We start from the raw sequence: 18786 nt of genomic DNA on the forward strand, positions 1-18786 counted from the left end.
ATTTCCGCGGAGGAACATAGCTAAACATAAAGAAAAACAGCAATTATAAAAATTGCTGTTTCTCCTTCGCATTATGCAGATGTTTTTGTATCAAGTACAGTACCGTCTTGTAACACCAATTTTGGTGCTGCATTATCAGCTACTGTTTCTTTTGTAAGAATACACTTCTCGATATCTTTGCGAGATGGTAGCTCGAACATTACCTCAAGCATTAAGCCTTCAATAATAGAACGAAGTCCACGAGCACCTGTTTTACGTTCAATTGCTTTTTTCGCAATCTCAATTAGTGCGCCTTCTTCAAACTCTAACTCAACATCGTCAAGCTCCAATAGTTTTTGGAATTGCTTAACAAGTGCATTTTTCGGTTTCGTTAAAATATCAACAAGAGCATCTTCATCAAGCGGCTCTAGGTTCGCAATAACTGGAAGACGACCGATAAACTCTGGAATTAAACCAAATCTTAAAAGGTCCTCTGGTAATACGTGAGATAAAACATGCTTCTCATTTACATCAGCATTTTTCTTCTCAGAACCAAATCCAATTACTTTTTCACCAAGACGACGTTTAATAATTGGCTCGATGCCATCAAACGCTCCACCACAGATGAATAAGATATTCGTTGTATCAATTTGAATAAACTCTTGATGCGGATGCTTACGGCCACCTTGAGGTGGAACGCTTGCTACAGTACCTTCTAAAATTTTCAGAAGTGCCTGCTGCACACCTTCACCAGATACATCACGTGTAATTGATGGATTTTCGGACTTACGTGCCACTTTATCAATCTCATCAATATAAATGATTCCTTTTTCCGCTTTCTCTACATCATAATCAGCTGCTTGGATTAATTTAAGTAAGATGTTTTCTACATCTTCCCCAACGTACCCAGCTTCAGTTAAAGATGTTGCGTCCGCGATTGCAAATGGAACATTTAAAATACGCGCTAACGTTTGTGCCAGTAATGTTTTACCACTACCTGTTGGCCCGATAAGTGCGATATTACTCTTCGCTAATTCTACATCATCAATTTTGCTGTTAGAATTAATGCGTTTGTAATGGTTATATACCGCTACCGCTAGTGCTTTTTTCGCGTTATCTTGTCCGATGACATACTCATCTAAAATTTCACGAATTTCTACCGGTTTCGGTACATCTTTGAATTCTACTTCTTCGTCTTTCGCAAGCTCCTCTTGTACAATTTCAGTACAAAGTTCGATACACTCGTCACAAATGTAAACACCTGGACCTGCAACTAACTTTCGGACTTGCGTTTGTGTTTTACCACAGAAAGAACATTTTAATTGCCCTTTTTCATCATTAAATTTAAACATATTTTCACACCCCTTACAAAGTGCTAACCTCTTGCCTTCGTATGTACACGATAAATGTATCGTATGTAAATACATATTATGTCACTACGTGGCGAGAAATACAAATAATATGACTAGTTATGTACAAATAAAAAGTTTTTAAAACTTTTGAAATATGTATATTCGACTTATTAAGGAAGTTTTCCTTCTTCATCGAAAAGTTTTATAAATATATTTCTATATTTATAAAACAAGGCACGATTAAAATCGCGCCTTGTTATTTTATTATGCAGCGTTTTCTACTAAGAAGTCTACAGCTTTACGAACTTTAAGATCTTCAGCTAAAGCGTCTACGCTTCCAAGAGCTTGCTTGATAGCGTCTACTGGCATACCGTACATTTCAGCCATTTTTTCAACTTCTGCAGTTACTTCTTCTTCAGTAACTTCGATGTTTTCAGCTTCAATGATAGCTTCAAGAACAAGGTTGATTCTTACGCGTTTTTGAGCGTCTTCTTTCATTTGCTCTTTTAACTTGTCAGCATCAGTACCTGTGAATTGGTAGTAAAGCTCAAGGTTCATACCTTGTTGGCTTAAACGTTGCTCGAATTCACGAACCATACGATCTAACTCAGTGTCGATCATAGCTTCTGGAATGTCGATTTCAGCGTTAGCAGCAGCTAATTCTACTACTTCGTCACGTACTTTGTGCTCAGCTTCGTGCTTTTTGCCTTCTTCTAAGTTTGTGCGAAGTTTTGCTTTTAATTCATCAAGAGTTGCAACCGCTTCGTCAGCTTCTTTAGCGAACTCGTCGTTTAACTCAGGAAGTTCTTTTGTTTTGATTTCGTGAACTGTTACTTTGAATGTTGCTGGTTTGCCAGCTAATTCAGCAGCATGGTACTCTTCTGGGAATGATACTTCAACGTCTTTAGACTCACCAGATTTAAGACCAATTAATTGCTCTTCGAAACCTGGGATGAATGTACCAGAACCGATTGCTAGAGAGTAGTTTTCGCCTTTTCCGCCTTCAAATGCTTCGCCATCAACGAAACCTTCGAAGTCGATTACAGCTGTATCACCGTTTTCAACAGTTCCTTCTTCTTTAACAACTAGCTCAGCTTGACGCTCTTGTAAAGATTTTAATTCGTTCTCTACATCTTCGTCAGTTACAGTTGTTTCAACTTTTTCTACTGCTAAACCTTTGTACTCACCTAATTTAACTTCAGGTTTCACTGTAACTTTTGCAGTGAAGATAAGGTTAGCATTTTTTTCGAACTTCTCAATGTCGATTTCAGGATGAGCAACTGGGAAGATACCAGCTTCATCGATTGCTTCACCGTATGCTTTTGGTAAGATGATATCTAAAGCATCTTGGTATAAAGATTCAACACCAAAGCGTTGTTCGAATAACGGACGAGGCATTTTTCCTTTACGGAAACCTGGTACGTTGATTGTTTTTACTACTTTTTTGAACGCAGCGTCGATAGAGTTGTTTACTTCTTTAGCATCAACTTCGATTGTTAAAACGCCTACGTTACCTTCTAATTTTTCCCATTTTGCAGCCATTTATTCTTTCCCTCCAACTATAATAATGTATGCACATACCTCTATAGATTAAGATCTTCATTATCTCTTTTTTGAAATAACAAAAGTACAAATAATCCTCTAGCAAAAGCTTTCAGATATAATGTTCCAATCTACTAATTGCCTAAAAGACAACTACGGTATATTTTGTTCGAGAATAATATGAAACATATTAAGTAAGAGAATTACACTTCTCTTCTCTTACAAACAGGCAGATTTCTGCCTTTTGCAACCCTTACATTATAACATAGAATATGCTCGTTTCAAGAACCGAACGATTCTTTTTCATAATTATACGGGCAAATATCCTTCTCTTTCGACACGTAATAACCATTGATAGGCAATATGAAACTCTTCTAATTCAATATTATACGCTGTCATAAGCTCTTCTTCATCAATAGTCAACCCGAAACGCTTTCTACCAATTCTCTCTAAAACAGCAGCCCAAATCTCCACTTTATCCATTAATAGAGCGAATGGGAAAATGCTAATTTGCAATTCTTTCCAATATGTAACCATCGCATCAAATATATCAGGATAATTTTGCTCTAATCGACTTGATAATCTATGTATAATGTTATCGGATTGCTCCTCATTATGACCTGTAAATGCCGGAATTACCTTGATCGTATTCCCAAACTTTTCTACCTCTATCTCTTCTTCTATTTGATTTTCTATCATTTTATATAAAATAGAAGTTTTCAAATAAGGGTGCTGTTTTTCGTCTATTAAAAATTTCTTTAAAATAGGTAATGCAAGATCCAAGTCTTTTAACGAAAGTTGCTGAATCGCTCTTAGCTTTTGCCCAAAGTTTTCTCCAAATATTTCATTAGTAAATTCATCTAACTCAAAATTCGAATCAACTCGTGATGTATCTACTTCATGTAACATACCTTCTGCAAATAAAGCGAGCTGTGCTAATTTTTCCTTTTGCTCAGGCATTACATCTTTCGTTTGCAAAACTTTTTCAACAGTTTCAATAACGCCTTCATAATCATTTGTTTGAACTAAAATTGTCACATACGTTTCAAGAATATCACCAAATAAGACCGCTCCTGTTTCCAGTAACTGTTCACATTTCTCTTTCGCTTCTTCCATATGTTTTAATTCTAACAAACAAATAACCGAAGCTAGTTCCGTTTGTTCCGTTTCTGCATTATACTGACGTAATATTTCAAAGCAGCGCAATGCATCTTCGAATTTCCGCTCTTTCAGCGCTAAAAAACCTTCATCAATATAGCGCTCTGATAGTTGCGGAAACAATACGACCGTATTTTCTTTTTTATCCATACGTCCGCCTCTTTTTCTAGATTTTAATTATCTTTAAAGTAAATATATCAAATGAGTAATGAGAACACAACATCCCGAAACCCTTTGTTTGAAATATAGAAATATTTAATTTTTATATTTCAATACAAGTGAATTCCTACTCAAAATTAAAAATATGCAAATAAAAACCCTCAGCAATTCAAGCAGAGGATTCATCATTAATGGAAAGCTTTTATAATAGTGGGGTATATAACAAGGGTAATAATTTGGAGAACAATAATTGCCATAACAATCATGCTAAAGTAGAAGATTGGTTTACTTCGCTTCATTAAAAACATAATGATAAGCATCGTACAAGCAAACAAACTTAAGAAGAACAAACTCGTTGTCGAACTAAGTATACCACTCGGGACAAAGAACAATAACACTACACTACAAGTACCTATAATTCCAAATAACCATTCCATTCATTCACTCATTCCCTTTCCCTCTCATGGTAGTTTCCTCTAAGCGATTAAATGTTTTACAACATCAACTACATACGTTAATTTCTCATACGCTACAAATCCAAAAGCAACTGTTAAACCCGTTACGATTAATCCCTTCATTATTTCTTCCTCCTCGTTTTATCGTTGTTACCTTCATTATAGAGGATTAGCAATTTGTTACCATCGAACTACCTTACAGTTACCTTACAGAATTGTAAGATTTCAAAGAGAGATTGAAAAACACCCCATATCGCTTGAGGTGCTTTCACGGAATTTCTCTATAATCACTTGCAAAATTAACTTTTTTCTCTTGTTTATTTTTCGGAGAATCCACTCTTAAACTAATAGATTTACTAAATAATTTCGGATTGAAATAATAACAACAATCCGTTTGAGGACAATATACACAATACACGTCTATTTCTTCTTTATTCACTTCTTTTGTAGCGACTCCGCTTGCTGTAGAATAACTAGATCGGAATCTTACTTCCAGTATCCCTCTTGCATTCAACTCTCTATATTTCACTTGCACCGTTTTAAATACCCCGCCCTTATATACTACAAGATCAAAGGGCGAATGCTCTGTTTGTGGTATTAAAATCATATATCCTTTTTCATACAAATCAACTTGTGCCTTTAAAACAGCTAAATCTCCTTTTGTTTTTGTATGATGGTACACTTTTTCTCAGCACCTTTTTACATATTTTCAAAATAATATTCGTTCCTTTTCTTAACTTACCTCCCAACATTTTCTCATTAAAAGAAAACTCTTTGTTAAAACCATGTTAATATATTTTTGTATAATTAAGAATTTAATTTACAAGGGGGATTATATATGTTCAAAAAAGTAGCTGCTGATGTTTTAGGGTTAAGTGATGTAGGTTCTGTAATTACACCGAAAGATTATGACAAGGTCGATGCTGATGATTACGTAATGCATGAAGATGGAGAGAAAATTTATTTTCTAATTAAATCGAAATCAGATGAATATTGCTTCACAAACAAAGGATTACTTCACCTAGATGGTACAAGTGCGACAAGCAAAAAACGTACACTACGCCGCTTTAGCTATAGTAAATATCAAATTAAAAACGTAGCGCTTGAAACTGCGGGAACGATTGATTTAGATGTAGAAATTAAATTTCAAATGGGAGATGAACATTATTCAATTGATGTTCATAAAAAACATATCGAGGAATTAAAAGATTTATATAAAGCTTTACTTAAAATCGAAGAAATTTCATACGACAACGACATTACATTGCAGTATGCACATAAAAGTTTAGATATGGCATCTAACGCTTTTAGCCGTATTTCAAACGCACAAGTAAATTTAGCAGAGCAGTTTAAAGAAATGAATGAGATTGCCTTTAACTGGCTTGTTGATACGAAGAAACAATATAATGTGAAAGATTATGGTTTTGTATTTGAGAAGTTTATTAATAACTAATTTAAAATACACAAAAAACCTTGTTATCAAAAGATAACAAGGTTTTTATCTCAGGAGAAAGTTAAATTCCTGATCCATCTATTACCTATGTTCTATTACAATCCAGCAAAAATTTCTTTCCTTCCGCACTAATCTTCTACTCAGATTAGTGATATATAATAAAATTAAATTTCTTATTATATATACAAATGAAATATACGTTACTTTATTCCTGACTTTCCATCTCTTTCATTTCATCTTGCCACGTACCACCGATACCACCGCTAGGCGTATTCCAACGTTTTTCCTGTCTTTTGATTCTCATCTTGTCTTCTTCAGATAGTTCATATTGTTCCATTTCTTTACGTTGTTGTTCCTCATATTCTCTTTCCTGTTGTTCTATATGCCTTCTATGAGCTTCCCTATCAATAATCTTGTCGCAGCCGTGTGCTAACTCCTTCGTTTCATCATGTCCGTGTCCACAATAATCGTTCGGAATTTTAGCATTAGATTTCGTAGCTGGTTTAGAATCACGCTCATGGTTGCTTGTAACTCGACCTTCGTTTCCTCCGTTAGCTGTCGCATCTTGAATCCTAGTATTTCTAAGGCCATCTTGCTCTTTCTTCGTTACACTACCATCAGGATTAAACGTTATAGTCATGGTGCCTTCTCCACCATGACCTAAATACCCGTAAATAGAAAACGACTTATATTTCTCGATAAATCTAGGCGCACCCGCTATTTCTTTAACTTTATTCGCAGACATTCCAACCTTAATTCCTTCGTACTGTTCTAACGACACGGTTGGTGCATCATTATTCGCATCTTTATAATATGGACGCCTGTCGTTAATCTCCTTATCTTCTTTTGTCGTTTCCTCCACTTGTTGTAACTCCTCGTCCTTAGCAGGTTCTTCGTCAATCTTCTCGCCCCTATCCGAATTAGATGTGCCCTCTTCCCTCTGCGCATTTTCAACAGATTCATGTTTCTTATATGGCTCATAGTTCGCTTTTTCTTTCGCGGAGCAAGCACTAAGAGTTAATAGAGACATGGCACCTAGTAAAAACAACTTTTTAAATGCTTTCTTATTAAACATCACAGTATAATTCCTCTCTTTACCTTCTTTGAATCGAACTTCAAGAGTCTTCTTTCCTCTTTCGTATAAAATTGCCAATCCGTGCAGTAATAACCGTAGCGACTACAGCCATTGCTAACACTACCGCAAGCCCACCTAATATTGAATTTCCTATAATACCTGTAACTATTAGCATCAGCAATGCAATTGTCATTAGATTGATAGTATCCTTCTTTCCCTTTTTCATTGTAATTTTGCTACACCAACTTTTCTATTACTTCTTTTTCGTATCCTCTGGCCTAGATCCTCGCACCATACCTCTAGCCGAATCAAACAAGTAACTTAATCACGTATCTTATTCTACAGAAATAGTCGACTACTCCATTTAATCAGCAATATGTAATACGATTTTATTTTTTCTATATAATTATTATCACATATTCCATTGTGATAATCTTCCATTTTTAATCAAAAATCAATTTTTAAACAAACAGAAAACCTTGTTATCAAAAGATAACAAGGTTTTGTTAGCGCCCTAGGAGAGGTTCGAACTCTCCACCCGCCCATTTCCGTACTATTTTATATATTTTGATCGCAGTCTTAATATATCTTCCTCTTCTCGAATACCTGCCGATCCTTTCCTCACATTTTTTACGATAGTCCAATCCGGGTTGGTTTCATCACCGATGTTCTGTACTGTAAAGTTGCCATCACCATATTTTCGGTGACCTTCTGCCAATTTCTCCGTTAAATCGTTCTCATTTGATCTCGCCATCTTTGCGCCATCTCCCTTTTTTATACAACCTTCTTAAACTGTCTAACCAATCACAGGTCTAGTCAATTGGAGATTCTCGTTTTCCGCTTCTATTCATTGTAACACACTAACGGGGATAAGTTTCGATAACGGTTGCTCAATCGTACGAGGGCGGTAAAAAGTTTTATAATATTGTAAGTGAACAGTTAGGAGAATCTGGATATGGATTTGAGTTCCATCATAAACCTATTGATTCTTGAAATGAAATAAGAGGAATAGGGCGCATAAATGGCGCTCTTTTCTTCATGCACTTTAATCCGTTACACATAATAATTACCATATATTACGTCATATTTTTTACACCTTTTGCACATACATCAATTTGTAGACAAACAAAAAACCTTGTTATCAAAAGATAACAAGGTTTTTTTAGCGTCCCAGGAGAGATTCGAACTCCCGACCGACGGCTTAGCTTACCACCATAGCTTTCGCTACCAGCAATTACTGTTTGTAGTCTGGACTATATCTTCACCATTTCAGGTGCGACACGTGTAGTCTCTACGGAACCTCACGATGATTTTCATCATACTTCAGAGTCTTTACCATTAAGTTTTACTTAATCATTCAAAACTCCTTAATCTTTTTCAAGATCGTAAGTTTCCTCGGTATTACCATCAGCCGAACTGTTAAGGCTTCACCGATATAGTGTCGTCCACTTTATAGGTTCTTGTTTCCCTATAAAGGCTCCTATTTTTCTTGAAGGCCGTTGCTCTATCCTGCTGAGCTACTGGGACATGGAGCGGGTGAAGAGAATCGAACTCTCGACCAGAGCTTGGAAGGCTCTTGTTTTACCACTAAACTACACCCGCATATGTTATTTTATTTTCAATCGTTAGCGCCGTTGCCCTATCGACAATATTTATTATATGTATAACCATACATAAAGTCAACACCTTTTTTAAAAGAGGATAATTTTTCTTATCCTCTTTTAAAAACTGCTTGTTCAACTAGCTGTCCGTCTAGTGTTTCAAAACGAACTTCCATTTGATTTTCATCCATTTCTAATAAAGCAAATGTTTTTTCTACACGCTGACGCGGTAATAAAATACTGCCTGGATTAATAAATAAAACGCCGTCGATTAATTCCGCACCTAATACGTGAGAGTGTCCGAAGCATGCAACTTGCGCCCCTACCTCTTCAGCATGGTACGCTAATGTTTGTAACGTCATTTTCACGTTATGACGATGTCCGTGCACAATTATGAAACGAACACCATCTACATCAGTTACAATTTCGTCTTGAAAGTTAGCATAATCACAATTCCCTTTTACAACATGGAAACCTTGCAACTCTTCATGAGCAGGCGTTAGCTCTGAATCACCGCAATGAATCATGATATCTACTTTCCCTTCATACTTCTCTTTTAACTGCTGTAATTCCTTCACAGAGCTATGACTATCGCTTACGATTAAAGCTTTCATCAATCTCTCTCCCTTATTCTCCTAAAAACCATTCAGGGATTTTTTCTTCTAGCTTACGTAGAGCACGTCCGCGGTGACTAATAGCATTTTTCTCATCTGAACTTAGTTCCGCCATCGCTTTTTTATATTCTTCCACATAAAAAATCGGATCATATCCAAAACCGTTTTCCCCGCGGCGTTGTTCTAAAATAAAACCTTCGCACGTCCCATTTACAATGACAGGCTTTTTATCCCCTTCAGGGAAAGCCACTGCTAATGCACAGTAGAAACGAGCTTTACGCTTTTCAAACGCTACGTCATTTAATTCTTGTAAAACTTTATCAATATTTGCTTGATCATCTTTCGGCTCTCCAGCAAAACGTGCTGAATACACGCCTGGTTTCCCGTTTAAAGCATCTACAATAAGACCTGAATCATCCGCAATTACAATTGCATTCAATTGTCTACTCAAACTGTCCGCTTTTAAGATTGCATTTTCTTCAAATGTTTCACCAGTTTCTTCGACTTCTTCAATATGAGGAAAATCGTGTAATGATTTCACTTCTAAATCAAATCGCTCAAATAACTCAGCAAATTCACGTACTTTCCCCATATTTTTTGTCGCTACAACAACTTGTTTCATTTTTTCCACCTCTACTCTATATGAGATACGATGTCACCTAACGCTTCTTTTTGCATATCAATCAGTTGGAAAATGCCTTGTTCTGCAGCATCAAGTAATTCATTTAACTGCGCTCTACTAAACGTCGCTTCTTCTCCAGTTCCTTGCACTTCAACGAACTGACCTTTTCCAGTCATAATTACGTTCATATCAACGTCTGCTTTAGAATCTTCTGCATAGTTTAAATCTAAAACAACACCTTGTTCTTCAACAATTCCTACTGACGTTGCTGCTAAATAATCTTTTACTGGAATTTTAGATACTTTTTCTGCTTGTAATAACTTCTCAAACGCTAATACCATCGCTACGTATGCACCTGTAATAGAAGCAGTTCGCGTTCCACCATCCGCTTGAATAACATCACAATCAATCCAAACCGTTCTCTCACCAAGCGCTTCTAAGTCAACTACCGCACGTAATGCTCGTCCAATTAAGCGCTGGATTTCCATTGTACGTCCTGTTACTTTCCCTTTACTTGACTCCCTAATTGTACGTTGTTCTGTCGCACGTGGAATCATCGCATATTCAGCTGTTACCCAACCCTTTCCTTCTCCACGCATAAATGGCGGGACGCGCTCTTCAATTGTCGCTGAGCAAATTACCTTAGTATCCCCAACCTCAATTAATACTGATCCTTCTGGATGTTTTAAGTAATTCGTATGAATATGTATATGGCGTAATTCTGTTTTCTCTCTACCATCTACTCGCATAAAAATAACCTCCTCATAACTACTTGTTAGTATAGCCAAATTTAAATGTATGATATGTATACAATAAAAGAAGAGGAACCCAAAAAGCAATTCCCCTTTCTTACTTAAGTATATCAAATTATTGGCGATTAAAAACTACCTGTATTCACGTTTTCTGGACGATCTACAGGTTTTATTAACTTTCCGCCCTTTTCATCTATAAGATTTGCTTTACCATTTACTTCAATAGAAACGCTTTTCACGCCTTTCTTTTCTGTTAAAGATAAAACTAATGACTTCAATACGTAATTTGAAATCATATTTTTATCTGGGTTTATAAATATATTTTCATTAAAGTTTAATGTAAGATTTCCATCTTGTAATTTCGGATTCGTAATGAGCTTAACTCCTGGATTGAAATCGTTCAGAAGAGATTGATGAATCGGCCCTTTTACAAGTTCATCTACAATTGCTGCATAATCATTTTCTTTTCCTTCTACAACGCGGCGTGTTACTGGTACGTAGTATTGCTGTTTATTATTATTTTGTGCCATAAAATAAAGTGTTACTGGTTTTGTATTTGTTACATCCGCTACTTGCTCATCATCGAAGTTAATACCGTTCGCACGGCTCACCCCTTCACCAAGCGGTGTACCACCAACAGGCATCTTCGCTAATTTTTCACCATTTATTTGGAACTGCACTTGTTTTATTTCTTTAAATTGCGTCAACGTCCATGCAATAGATTCAACGATTTGACGTTCTTCCTCTTTTGCATAGTTTTTCATTTCTTTAGAAAAATCAATGACTGCCGTCCCATCTTTTTTCAAGTTTAGGGTCATCGATGTATTCGCCGGAATGACTGCACGGAACCCATTCGGTAACAAATTCGTTACCGGTCCATCTTTCACAAGGTACTCTAACGTTTGCTGAATAACCTCATTTGCTTTCGGAGTAGGTATAGCTAACGTTTGCGGTACAACATAGCCATTTTTATCAACAAGGTATAGTTCTCTATTCACCGTTTGTCCTTGCTTATCTTTCTTAGATACTTCTTTCTTTCCACCCTCTGTATACGTAACTTGTTTTGGCGGATCAATTTGCTCCGTTGCTTTCTCTTGATTTATAAAGCCACACCCTGTTAGTAAAACAGCGCTCACAGTAGCACCAACAACCCATTTAAAAGTGGATTTAGGCATGCCATTCCCCCCTAAAATCTAAGTTTGTACTATTATGTATACGAGCTGTTTCATGTTTTAGAACAAGCTGTGCTCCCTATAAACAAAAAAACTCCTGATTTCTCAGGAGTTCACTTATATGAATTCTATTATTATTCTTTTTCTAAATAAATATGTTTTACATTTTCAATCGGTTGACCGAACCATTTTGATGCAATTTCTTTAAATAGGCCTATTTTTCCTGTTGTTAAGAAGAGATGATCACTTTGTTCCTCTCCCTCATTCAACATTTTACTATGGTATAAAATGGTACTTACTTCACGTGCCGTTTCATCACCAGAACTAATGAGTTGCACTTTATCTCCCATTACTTGTTTAATAACAGGACCTAAAATTGGATAATGTGTACAGCCTAAAATAAGCGTATCAATATCAGTGTTTTTCAGCGGTTGCAACGTTTCTCTTACAACTTCATACGCCATTTCACTTTCGAAATTACCGCTCTCTACAAGCTCAACAAAAGGTGGACACGCTAAACTTTCTACCATAACACGATTATTAATAGACTTTAACGCTTCTTCGTATGCACCACTTTTCACCGTTCCAATCGTTCCAATAATCCCAACATGATACGTGTTTGTCATTTTTAAAGCTGTACGTGATCCTGGGTGAATAACTCCTACCACTGGAATTGGTAATTGTTTCTGCATCTCTTCTAATACAACTGCAGTTGCTGTATTACATGCAATAACTAACATTTTGATATTTAAATCTAGTAAATGCTCCGTCATTTCCCACGTAAATTGACGCACTTCTTCTCGAGAACGTGGACCATAAGGGCAACGTGCTGTATCCCCTAAATATATAATGCGCTCTTTCGGCAACTGACGAATTAATTCCTTCGCCACTGTTAAACCGCCAACTCCTGAATCGATAACACCGATTGCTCTATTCAACTTCATCACCCGTTTTCTCATTCATCATCTTATTTTATCATTATATTTTTCACACTTTAAGTTCGCTCACTTAAACTGCTTCTATATGAAAATTTTCATTTGTACCTGTATAGACTAGGACCTTTTTTATTTTGCTCCTTTTTTTCATAATTTGCAAGACAGAAAAACAACCGACCTTCTATATGAAAGTCGGTTTCTTCTATAATAAAGTACATCTTTAATGCTCCATCTTTTTTTGGAAAGAAGACATTCCTATTAATAAGAAGAAATGAGCAGAAATTAACATGACGATTAAAATAAAATTGAAACGATAACTATTTGTAGATTCCATAATTTTGCTCGCAACAGCTGGTCCAAATGCCATACCGAAAAAGTTAATTAAATTATATAAGCCAAGACCGACTCCAACTTTAGCTGCATGTAATGTTTTCGGTATAAATGTGTTCAATGATACTTGAATGGCAGAATAACTCATAAATGTCAAAATAATCGCCAATACAATAACGACTATACTTCCATTCGGAATAAACCCTAAAATTAAAAAGCCAACAATCATAATGACAGACGCTACATAAATCATATTCACATTTCCAAACGAAGGGACAATCTTTCCAGTAATAAAACTAGACACAATACCAAAGAGTGATGCAACAAATAATACAATTCCGATAACAAATGGAGACAATTCGTGCTCTCTTCCTAACAGTAATGGCAACAATAATAAATTAGCACATAACGCCACATTAATTATAAATCCGACTGTTATTAAACGAAGAAATGCTTTGTTCGAAAACAACTCAATATCGATAAATGGATGCTCCGCTTTCTTCATACGAACCGTGAATAAAAATAAAGAAATTATCGATAACACAAATAGCCAACGATTCATATCGATACCTAGTAAAACAGTCGTAATGAATGCAAATAGTAACGCCGCTCCAATATAATCAAAATGAAACGTTTCATCCGTATGCTGCATTTCTTCTGGCATAAATTTTATAAGCAAGAAAATCCCCACTACTGAAATAACCATAAATAAAAATAAATATGGCCACCCTAGTGTATTTGTAATAGCCCCGCCAACTAAAGGGCCAATACCTACTGCTAATGCAATAGAAGAACTAATCATCGCTAACGCACCAGGCTTCTTATGAGGAATAACTAATTTGGCCACTGCAATCATACTAAGCGCAATAAACGCTGCACCCCCGCTCGCTTGCACTAATCTTGCAAGAATGGTAATCACATAAGATTGATTCATAAATCCAATAATAGAACCCACTACAAATATGATAATCGAAATAATTAATAGTTTTTTTACACTGTAACGATCAGCAAGCTTCCCATATATCATTGAACCAATACCGACAACTAAAGAATAACCTACTACAACCCAACTTACTTTCGATTGACTAATAGATAAATCATGAGCAATATCCTCTAACGCAACATTAAATAAAACCGCATTCATCGGTCCTAATAAAACGATAAAACATAATGTGAAAACAAACCATTTTGAATGATTGTTTATATCTTCCCCCATGTGTAACACCTCTCCTGATTGTAGTAATTGAAAACGAAAAATGAAGTTGTTTAGCTCTTCTATTATCACTAGACAACTTCATCAAATGTATACATTTATCGCGCGACAAATTGAATTCGAAACGAAACATGTACGTTGTTCGATATTCATGGAACTATCATAGTTTCAGCATTACAGTTTGTCAACGAAAAATATACAAAGTAAACTAATTTAGTGTTTTTAGTTTACTTTTTTCAAAAATTGTTATACACTAATTTCGAATCCGATATAAGGAGGACTAACACGGTTATTCAAATTTGCAATTTCTAACTTAATAAAATAATGAACTTGTATACGGAAGAAACATTACAGGAGGATTATGATGAAGAAAAAAATGTTAGTTGTATTAACGAGCGTTGAAAAATATCCAAATTTAAATCGAGCTACTGGCCTTTGGCTTGGTGAAGCTGTTCATTTCGTTAAAAAAGTTGAAGAAGCTGGTTACGAAGTAGATTATGTTAGCCCACAAGGTGGTTATACACCGATTGATCCGCATAGTTTAGCAATGGCGGAGAGCATCGATTGGGAATGGTATCAAAAGAAAGAATTTATGAATCGCCTCGGTTCTACAATAAAACCGAGTGAGGTGAATCCAGAAGACTATGCTGTTATTTATTACGCAGGTGGTCACGGTGTGATTTGGGACTTCCCTGAAAATAAAGAACTCCAAATGATTAGCCGTAGCATTTATGAAAATGGCGGAATTGTTTCCTCTGTTTGTCACGGAGCTGCTGGTTTATTTCATATTACATTAAGTAATGGGGAACGTTTAATTAGCGGTAAAAAAGTAACAGGTTTCTCAAATGAAGAGGAAAAACTAGCTGAATTAGATCAATTCGTTCCATTTTTAACAGAAGATGAACTTATTAAAAATGGAGGAATTTACGAAAAAGCAGCGCAGCCTTGGGAAGCTTTCGCTTTAGAAGATAGTCGTGTTATCACTGGTCAAAACCCAGCTTCAGGTGGTCCAGTAGCTGAATTAGTATTACAACACTTAAAAAAGAACATGTAATAAAAAAAGCAGATTTTCCATTCATATAGGAAAATCTGCTTTTTTACGAAATCATTTGCAAAATAGCCATAACTTCTTTTTCAATTTCCGAATCATCAATTGCTTCTATATACTCCGGTTTAAACAGTTGATACTTCTTTAGTTGATAAAAATCAAGTATCGCTTTCTTTAACGTAATATCGTACTGAATACAAAAAGAATGATCTATTATACGTCTTAACATCACATCATCTTGCACCATAAATAATTGTGCGTTCATTTTATTAAAGTAACCTTGTTCCATACCAGCTTCAAAAAACATTTGCAAATTATGATTACGATTTTGTTGTGCAGCGACTAACCGATCAGATAAGTGCGGATATGCCTCTTTCAAATCTTGTAAAAAGACATCTGAAATGTATGTCACACATTTTAAAGAGTGAATAAACGTCTTTTGGAAACGTTCTGCAAAAGACATACTTTCATCTTGATTATCCGCATCCCCTTCAAGAAGATAGTTCATAAAATCTTCTACCACAGCTTCAATAATCTCATCTTTTGAAGAAAAACGTTTATATAAAGTAGCTTTACTAATATCCATATACTTCGCAATTTCATCTATTTTCAATTGACTAAAACTCGTTTTTCTAATAACGGGCTTTATTTTATTAATATAAGTATTTGCACACGCAACTTTTCTCATTAAAAGAGCCTCCCCTTTTGTCCATACAAAATAGTATAGCAAATTCACGATTAATTATAAATGAAGTCACTATACTCAATACATCTTTTTAGTTTAAGGGGTCATTTATCCTATAAAAAAAGTGCCCGCTACCTTTATGAGTAACGAGCACTTTTTCTATACTTTATTTACAGCTCTTCTTATAGCTTTCCCTATTTCCATACTAGACTGCGGATTTTGCCCTGTAATTAAACGCCCATCTACTACGACGTGCGGCGTAAAATTTGGAGCAACATAAAACAAAGCCCCTTCTTCTTTCAATTTATTTTCTAACAAAAACGGCACTCGCTTTTCTAAATGTACAGCTTTTTCCTCATCATTTGTATAACCTGTTATATGCTTACCCGCACTAAAAAACGAGCCGTCCTTATTTTTTACACCGACTAAAGAACTTACTCCGTGACAAACAGCCGCTACAATTCGGTTGTCGTTGTACATATTCACAATTAAATTTGCAACATATGGATTACCTGGAAAATCTACAATCGCCCCGTGTCCACCACCAAATAAAACCGCATCATAATCCGAAAAATGAACATTTGAGATTGGTTTCGTATTTTGCAATAAAGAAGCGACATGCTTAAATTCACGAGGTATCCCGTTCGGAATAGAAACTCTATCAATCGGCACTCTACCGCCCTGTATCGACACAATATCAACATCAAACTTAGCCTTTTTAAACAAGTTATAAGGAGCTGCGAGCTCTTCCAGCCACAAACCAGTCGGGTGTCCATTCATATCATGAGCGCTTGTTGAAACTAACAATATCCTTTTCAACATATCCCCTCCTTACTACTTATTTATGTATGGAGTGTTCTTATCATTCATATAACGCATGAAACAAAAAAATAGCCGACTCTTTATATAAGTCGGCTTTCTTTTTATAACTCGAGCTCTCCCATACGAAGAAGCTCAACAACTGCTTGTGAACGTCCTTTAACCCCTAGCTTTTGCATTGCGTTTGAGATGTGGTTGCGAACTGTCTTTTCACTAATAAAAAGTTCACCTGCAATTTCCTTCGTTGTTTTATCTTGAACCAGTAATTCAAATACTTCTCTCTCTCTCTTTGTGAGTAAAGGTTTAGATTGATACGCTTTTTCCTTCAACTGGTATAACCCTCCTTGCTTAAGCCAGAGCTGTGTATGTGTAAGTTGGGTGTTTATTTAGTCAAGATATTGTATGAACGAAATGTGCGGGTGGTGAATGAAAATGGGCTTTATTTCACATGTTATTTTAGACTTTTATACAGTGCGTTCACTCTTTGTATCCACTTACTTTTCGGTACGCCATATTTGTTCTAGTAATATGCTGACAACTGTACCTACGAACAAACCATTTCCAAATATATATTGTATGACAGACGGCAAGGACTGGAGCGCTCCAGACGGTAAAAACATAACGCCGCTACCAAATAATACTGCAACGCCTAAAATTGTTACATTCCTTTCATTAAGCTCCACTTGTTTTATATTATTTAACCCAATTCCAATTAACTGTACGAAAGAAGCCATTAAAACCGCAGATGCGACAGCGGATGGTAAAGATGCTAAATAACGAATAATACTTGGGAACAGCGACATTACGACTAGTAACATACATGCTAGTAAGAACGAACGTATATATTTTTGTTTCGTTAAACGTATAAATCCTGCCGTTGCCGGTAACGGCACGACACCTACAGTTGAAAATATGGAAGAAATGATATGTGAAATGCCTCCAACCCACGTTCCATCCTTCAACTGTTTCTGTTCAATAGTCGCTTTTTGAATGGTAGCTTGATTAATCGCTATAATAGCTGCCACTGTATTTGAAACTAAAATACATACCATAACGAAACTTGATACTGCCATACCTGTATTCCATTTTGGAAGTCCCCAAGCAAATATTTGCGGAAGTTGCACAAAATGAGTTACTTGAGATGGAATCGTCACTTTTCCTGCAATGAGAAAAAGAATCCACCCACTAATTAATCCTATTAAAACCGCATAACTTTTGACAAAACCTTTCCCAAAATTAGATAGTATAATAACGAAAAGAAATATACTAAACGCAATTATCGCTGTAAATGCATCAATTTGAGAAACAGTAGCAGTAATTCCTAGCATTCCTTTTAGGAATACACCGCTTAATTGTAAGCATAATAAAAGTAAAAACGTCCCTGTCACAAGTGGCGTAAATAAAAATAAAATACGTCCGATGAAACCAGTTACTCCTAGTCCTATTAAAATAACACCTGAGATTATCATTCCTAATTCTAAAATTTGCAATGTACTGTGTAATTGATCTTGCCCGACCGTTGCGTAAGCAAGTACGGTAAATACGCCAACCCATGATCCAGCTGGTCCATCTGCAATTGGTAGTCTATGTCCAAGCCACCCTTGTAAAAAAGAAGATATACCAACTACAAAAAATGTACGCTGCATTAAATAAAATATTTCCTCCGTCGTAAGATGAAATAATCCGCCAACGACAATTGGTAATGCGATTGAATTCGCTAATAAAAAGATAAACCATTGCAAAGTTCCCATAATATGATTTTGGTTATGTTGATTGTCCAAATTTTTCATCCCTTCCATACATTTCACATAGAAATACACAC

The 18786-nt window shown here is 35.8% G+C and carries 20 protein-coding genes, 1 tRNA gene and 1 pseudogene; 3 read left to right on the forward strand and 19 right to left on the reverse strand.

Going from position 1 to position 18786, the window contains the following annotated elements; translation table 11 throughout:
• Positions 1–71 precede the first annotated feature (71 nt).
• The 5 genes from clpX to PDQ40_RS13245 form a co-directional block, all read right to left on the reverse strand.
• Positions 72–1331, reverse strand: a complete 1260-nt coding sequence (gene clpX / locus PDQ40_RS13225; protein WP_000472282.1) for an ATP-dependent protease ATP-binding subunit ClpX — start codon at positions 1329–1331, stop codon at positions 72–74.
• Positions 1332–1595: 264 nt separating this feature from the next.
• Complete coding sequence (gene tig / locus PDQ40_RS13230) at positions 1596–2873, reverse strand: trigger factor (protein ID WP_000729258.1); 1278 nt, start codon at positions 2871–2873, stop codon at positions 1596–1598.
• 309 nt (positions 2874–3182) lie between these two features.
• Positions 3183–4181: a hypothetical protein gene (locus tag PDQ40_RS13235; protein ID WP_000358268.1), complete on the reverse strand. Its 999-nt coding sequence runs from the start codon at positions 4179–4181 to the stop codon at positions 3183–3185.
• A gap of 197 nt (positions 4182–4378) precedes the next feature.
• Positions 4379–4627 carry a hypothetical protein gene (locus PDQ40_RS13240; RefSeq protein ID WP_001983650.1) on the reverse strand — a complete coding sequence of 83 codons (249 nt, stop codon included), beginning with the start codon at positions 4625–4627 and terminating at the stop codon, positions 4379–4381.
• A 286-nt stretch (positions 4628–4913) separates the two neighbouring features.
• A complete protein-coding gene (locus tag PDQ40_RS13245; protein ID WP_000274736.1) occupies positions 4914–5327 on the reverse strand; it encodes a group I intron-associated PD-(D/E)XK endonuclease in 414 nt (137 codons plus the stop codon).
• A 156-nt stretch (positions 5328–5483) separates the two neighbouring features.
• Here PDQ40_RS13245 and PDQ40_RS13250 point away from each other — a divergent pair, with 156 nt between their 5' ends.
• Positions 5484–6098 carry a PH domain-containing protein gene (locus PDQ40_RS13250; RefSeq protein WP_000475206.1) on the forward strand — a complete coding sequence of 205 codons (615 nt, stop codon included), beginning with the start codon at positions 5484–5486 and terminating at the stop codon, positions 6096–6098.
• 205 nt (positions 6099–6303) lie between these two features.
• On the opposite strand, the gene PDQ40_RS13255 is transcribed toward PDQ40_RS13250, so the two are convergent.
• The 3 genes from PDQ40_RS13255 to PDQ40_RS13265 all read right to left on the reverse strand — a co-directional run bounded on the left by PDQ40_RS13255 (position 6304) and on the right by PDQ40_RS13265 (position 7927).
• On the reverse strand, positions 6304–7173 hold the full coding sequence (locus tag PDQ40_RS13255) for a hypothetical protein (RefSeq protein ID WP_002170163.1): 870 nt from the start codon (positions 7171–7173) through the stop codon (positions 6304–6306).
• A 40-nt stretch (positions 7174–7213) separates the two neighbouring features.
• Entirely contained in the window at positions 7214–7399 is a 186-nt protein-coding gene (locus tag PDQ40_RS13260; protein ID WP_000715456.1) for a hypothetical protein, read from the reverse strand.
• A 327-nt stretch (positions 7400–7726) separates the two neighbouring features.
• Positions 7727–7927 (reverse strand): hypothetical protein, encoded by a 201-nt coding sequence (locus PDQ40_RS13265; protein WP_000124456.1) that lies wholly within the window; start codon positions 7925–7927, stop codon positions 7727–7729.
• Between the two features lie 152 nt (positions 7928–8079).
• Here PDQ40_RS13265 and PDQ40_RS28215 point away from each other — a divergent pair.
• Positions 8080–8166: pseudogene (locus PDQ40_RS28215) on the forward strand (DUF6572 domain-containing protein); the annotation flags it as partial.
• A gap of 535 nt (positions 8167–8701) precedes the next feature.
• Here the strand turns inward: PDQ40_RS28215 and PDQ40_RS13270 are convergent.
• From PDQ40_RS13270 to PDQ40_RS13300, 7 genes are all read right to left on the reverse strand, one after another.
• Positions 8702–8775 (reverse strand) — tRNA-Gly (locus tag PDQ40_RS13270).
• Positions 8776–8884: 109 nt separating this feature from the next.
• Positions 8885–9388, reverse strand: a complete 504-nt coding sequence (locus tag PDQ40_RS13275) for a metallophosphoesterase (RefSeq protein ID WP_214328323.1) — start codon at positions 9386–9388, stop codon at positions 8885–8887.
• 13 nt (positions 9389–9401) lie between these two features.
• Positions 9402–10010, reverse strand: a complete 609-nt coding sequence (locus tag PDQ40_RS13280) for an XTP/dITP diphosphatase (protein WP_000815935.1) — start codon at positions 10008–10010, stop codon at positions 9402–9404.
• An 11-nt stretch (positions 10011–10021) separates the two neighbouring features.
• Positions 10022–10759 (reverse strand): ribonuclease PH, encoded by a 738-nt coding sequence (gene rph / locus PDQ40_RS13285; RefSeq protein ID WP_001261765.1) that lies wholly within the window; start codon positions 10757–10759, stop codon positions 10022–10024.
• A 128-nt stretch (positions 10760–10887) separates the two neighbouring features.
• Complete coding sequence (gene gerM / locus PDQ40_RS13290) at positions 10888–11937, reverse strand: spore germination protein GerM (protein ID WP_001126762.1); 1050 nt, start codon at positions 11935–11937, stop codon at positions 10888–10890.
• A 131-nt stretch (positions 11938–12068) separates the two neighbouring features.
• Positions 12069–12878: a glutamate racemase gene (racE, locus tag PDQ40_RS13295; protein ID WP_000773996.1), complete on the reverse strand. Its 810-nt coding sequence runs from the start codon at positions 12876–12878 to the stop codon at positions 12069–12071.
• A gap of 211 nt (positions 12879–13089) precedes the next feature.
• On the reverse strand, positions 13090–14415 hold the full coding sequence (locus PDQ40_RS13300) for an MFS transporter (RefSeq protein WP_270691450.1): 1326 nt from the start codon (positions 14413–14415) through the stop codon (positions 13090–13092).
• Between the two features lie 361 nt (positions 14416–14776).
• Between PDQ40_RS13300 and PDQ40_RS13305 the strand changes: the two genes are divergently transcribed.
• Positions 14777–15466 (forward strand): type 1 glutamine amidotransferase domain-containing protein, encoded by a 690-nt coding sequence (locus PDQ40_RS13305; protein WP_214328325.1) that lies wholly within the window; start codon positions 14777–14779, stop codon positions 15464–15466.
• Positions 15467–15509: 43 nt separating this feature from the next.
• Here PDQ40_RS13305 and PDQ40_RS13310 read toward each other — a convergent pair whose 3' ends face one another.
• From PDQ40_RS13310 to PDQ40_RS13325, 4 genes are all read right to left on the reverse strand, one after another.
• Positions 15510–16148, reverse strand: a complete 639-nt coding sequence (locus PDQ40_RS13310) for a TetR/AcrR family transcriptional regulator (RefSeq protein ID WP_001233027.1) — start codon at positions 16146–16148, stop codon at positions 15510–15512.
• Between the two features lie 156 nt (positions 16149–16304).
• Positions 16305–16967, reverse strand: coding sequence for a type 1 glutamine amidotransferase domain-containing protein (locus PDQ40_RS13315; protein ID WP_000919612.1), 663 nt, complete (start codon positions 16965–16967; stop codon positions 16305–16307).
• A gap of 101 nt (positions 16968–17068) precedes the next feature.
• Positions 17069–17293, reverse strand: coding sequence for a spore germination transcription factor GerE (gerE, locus tag PDQ40_RS13320; protein ID WP_000659484.1), 225 nt, complete (start codon positions 17291–17293; stop codon positions 17069–17071).
• Positions 17294–17458: 165 nt separating this feature from the next.
• A complete protein-coding gene (locus PDQ40_RS13325) occupies positions 17459–18763 on the reverse strand; it encodes a purine/pyrimidine permease (RefSeq protein WP_000398837.1) in 1305 nt (434 codons plus the stop codon).
• Between the last annotated feature and the right edge of the window lie 23 nt (positions 18764–18786).

The organism is Bacillus cereus group sp. Bc061 (genome assembly GCF_027715825.1).
Taxonomy (GTDB): Bacteria; Bacillota; Bacilli; order Bacillales; family Bacillaceae_G; genus Bacillus_A; species Bacillus_A paranthracis.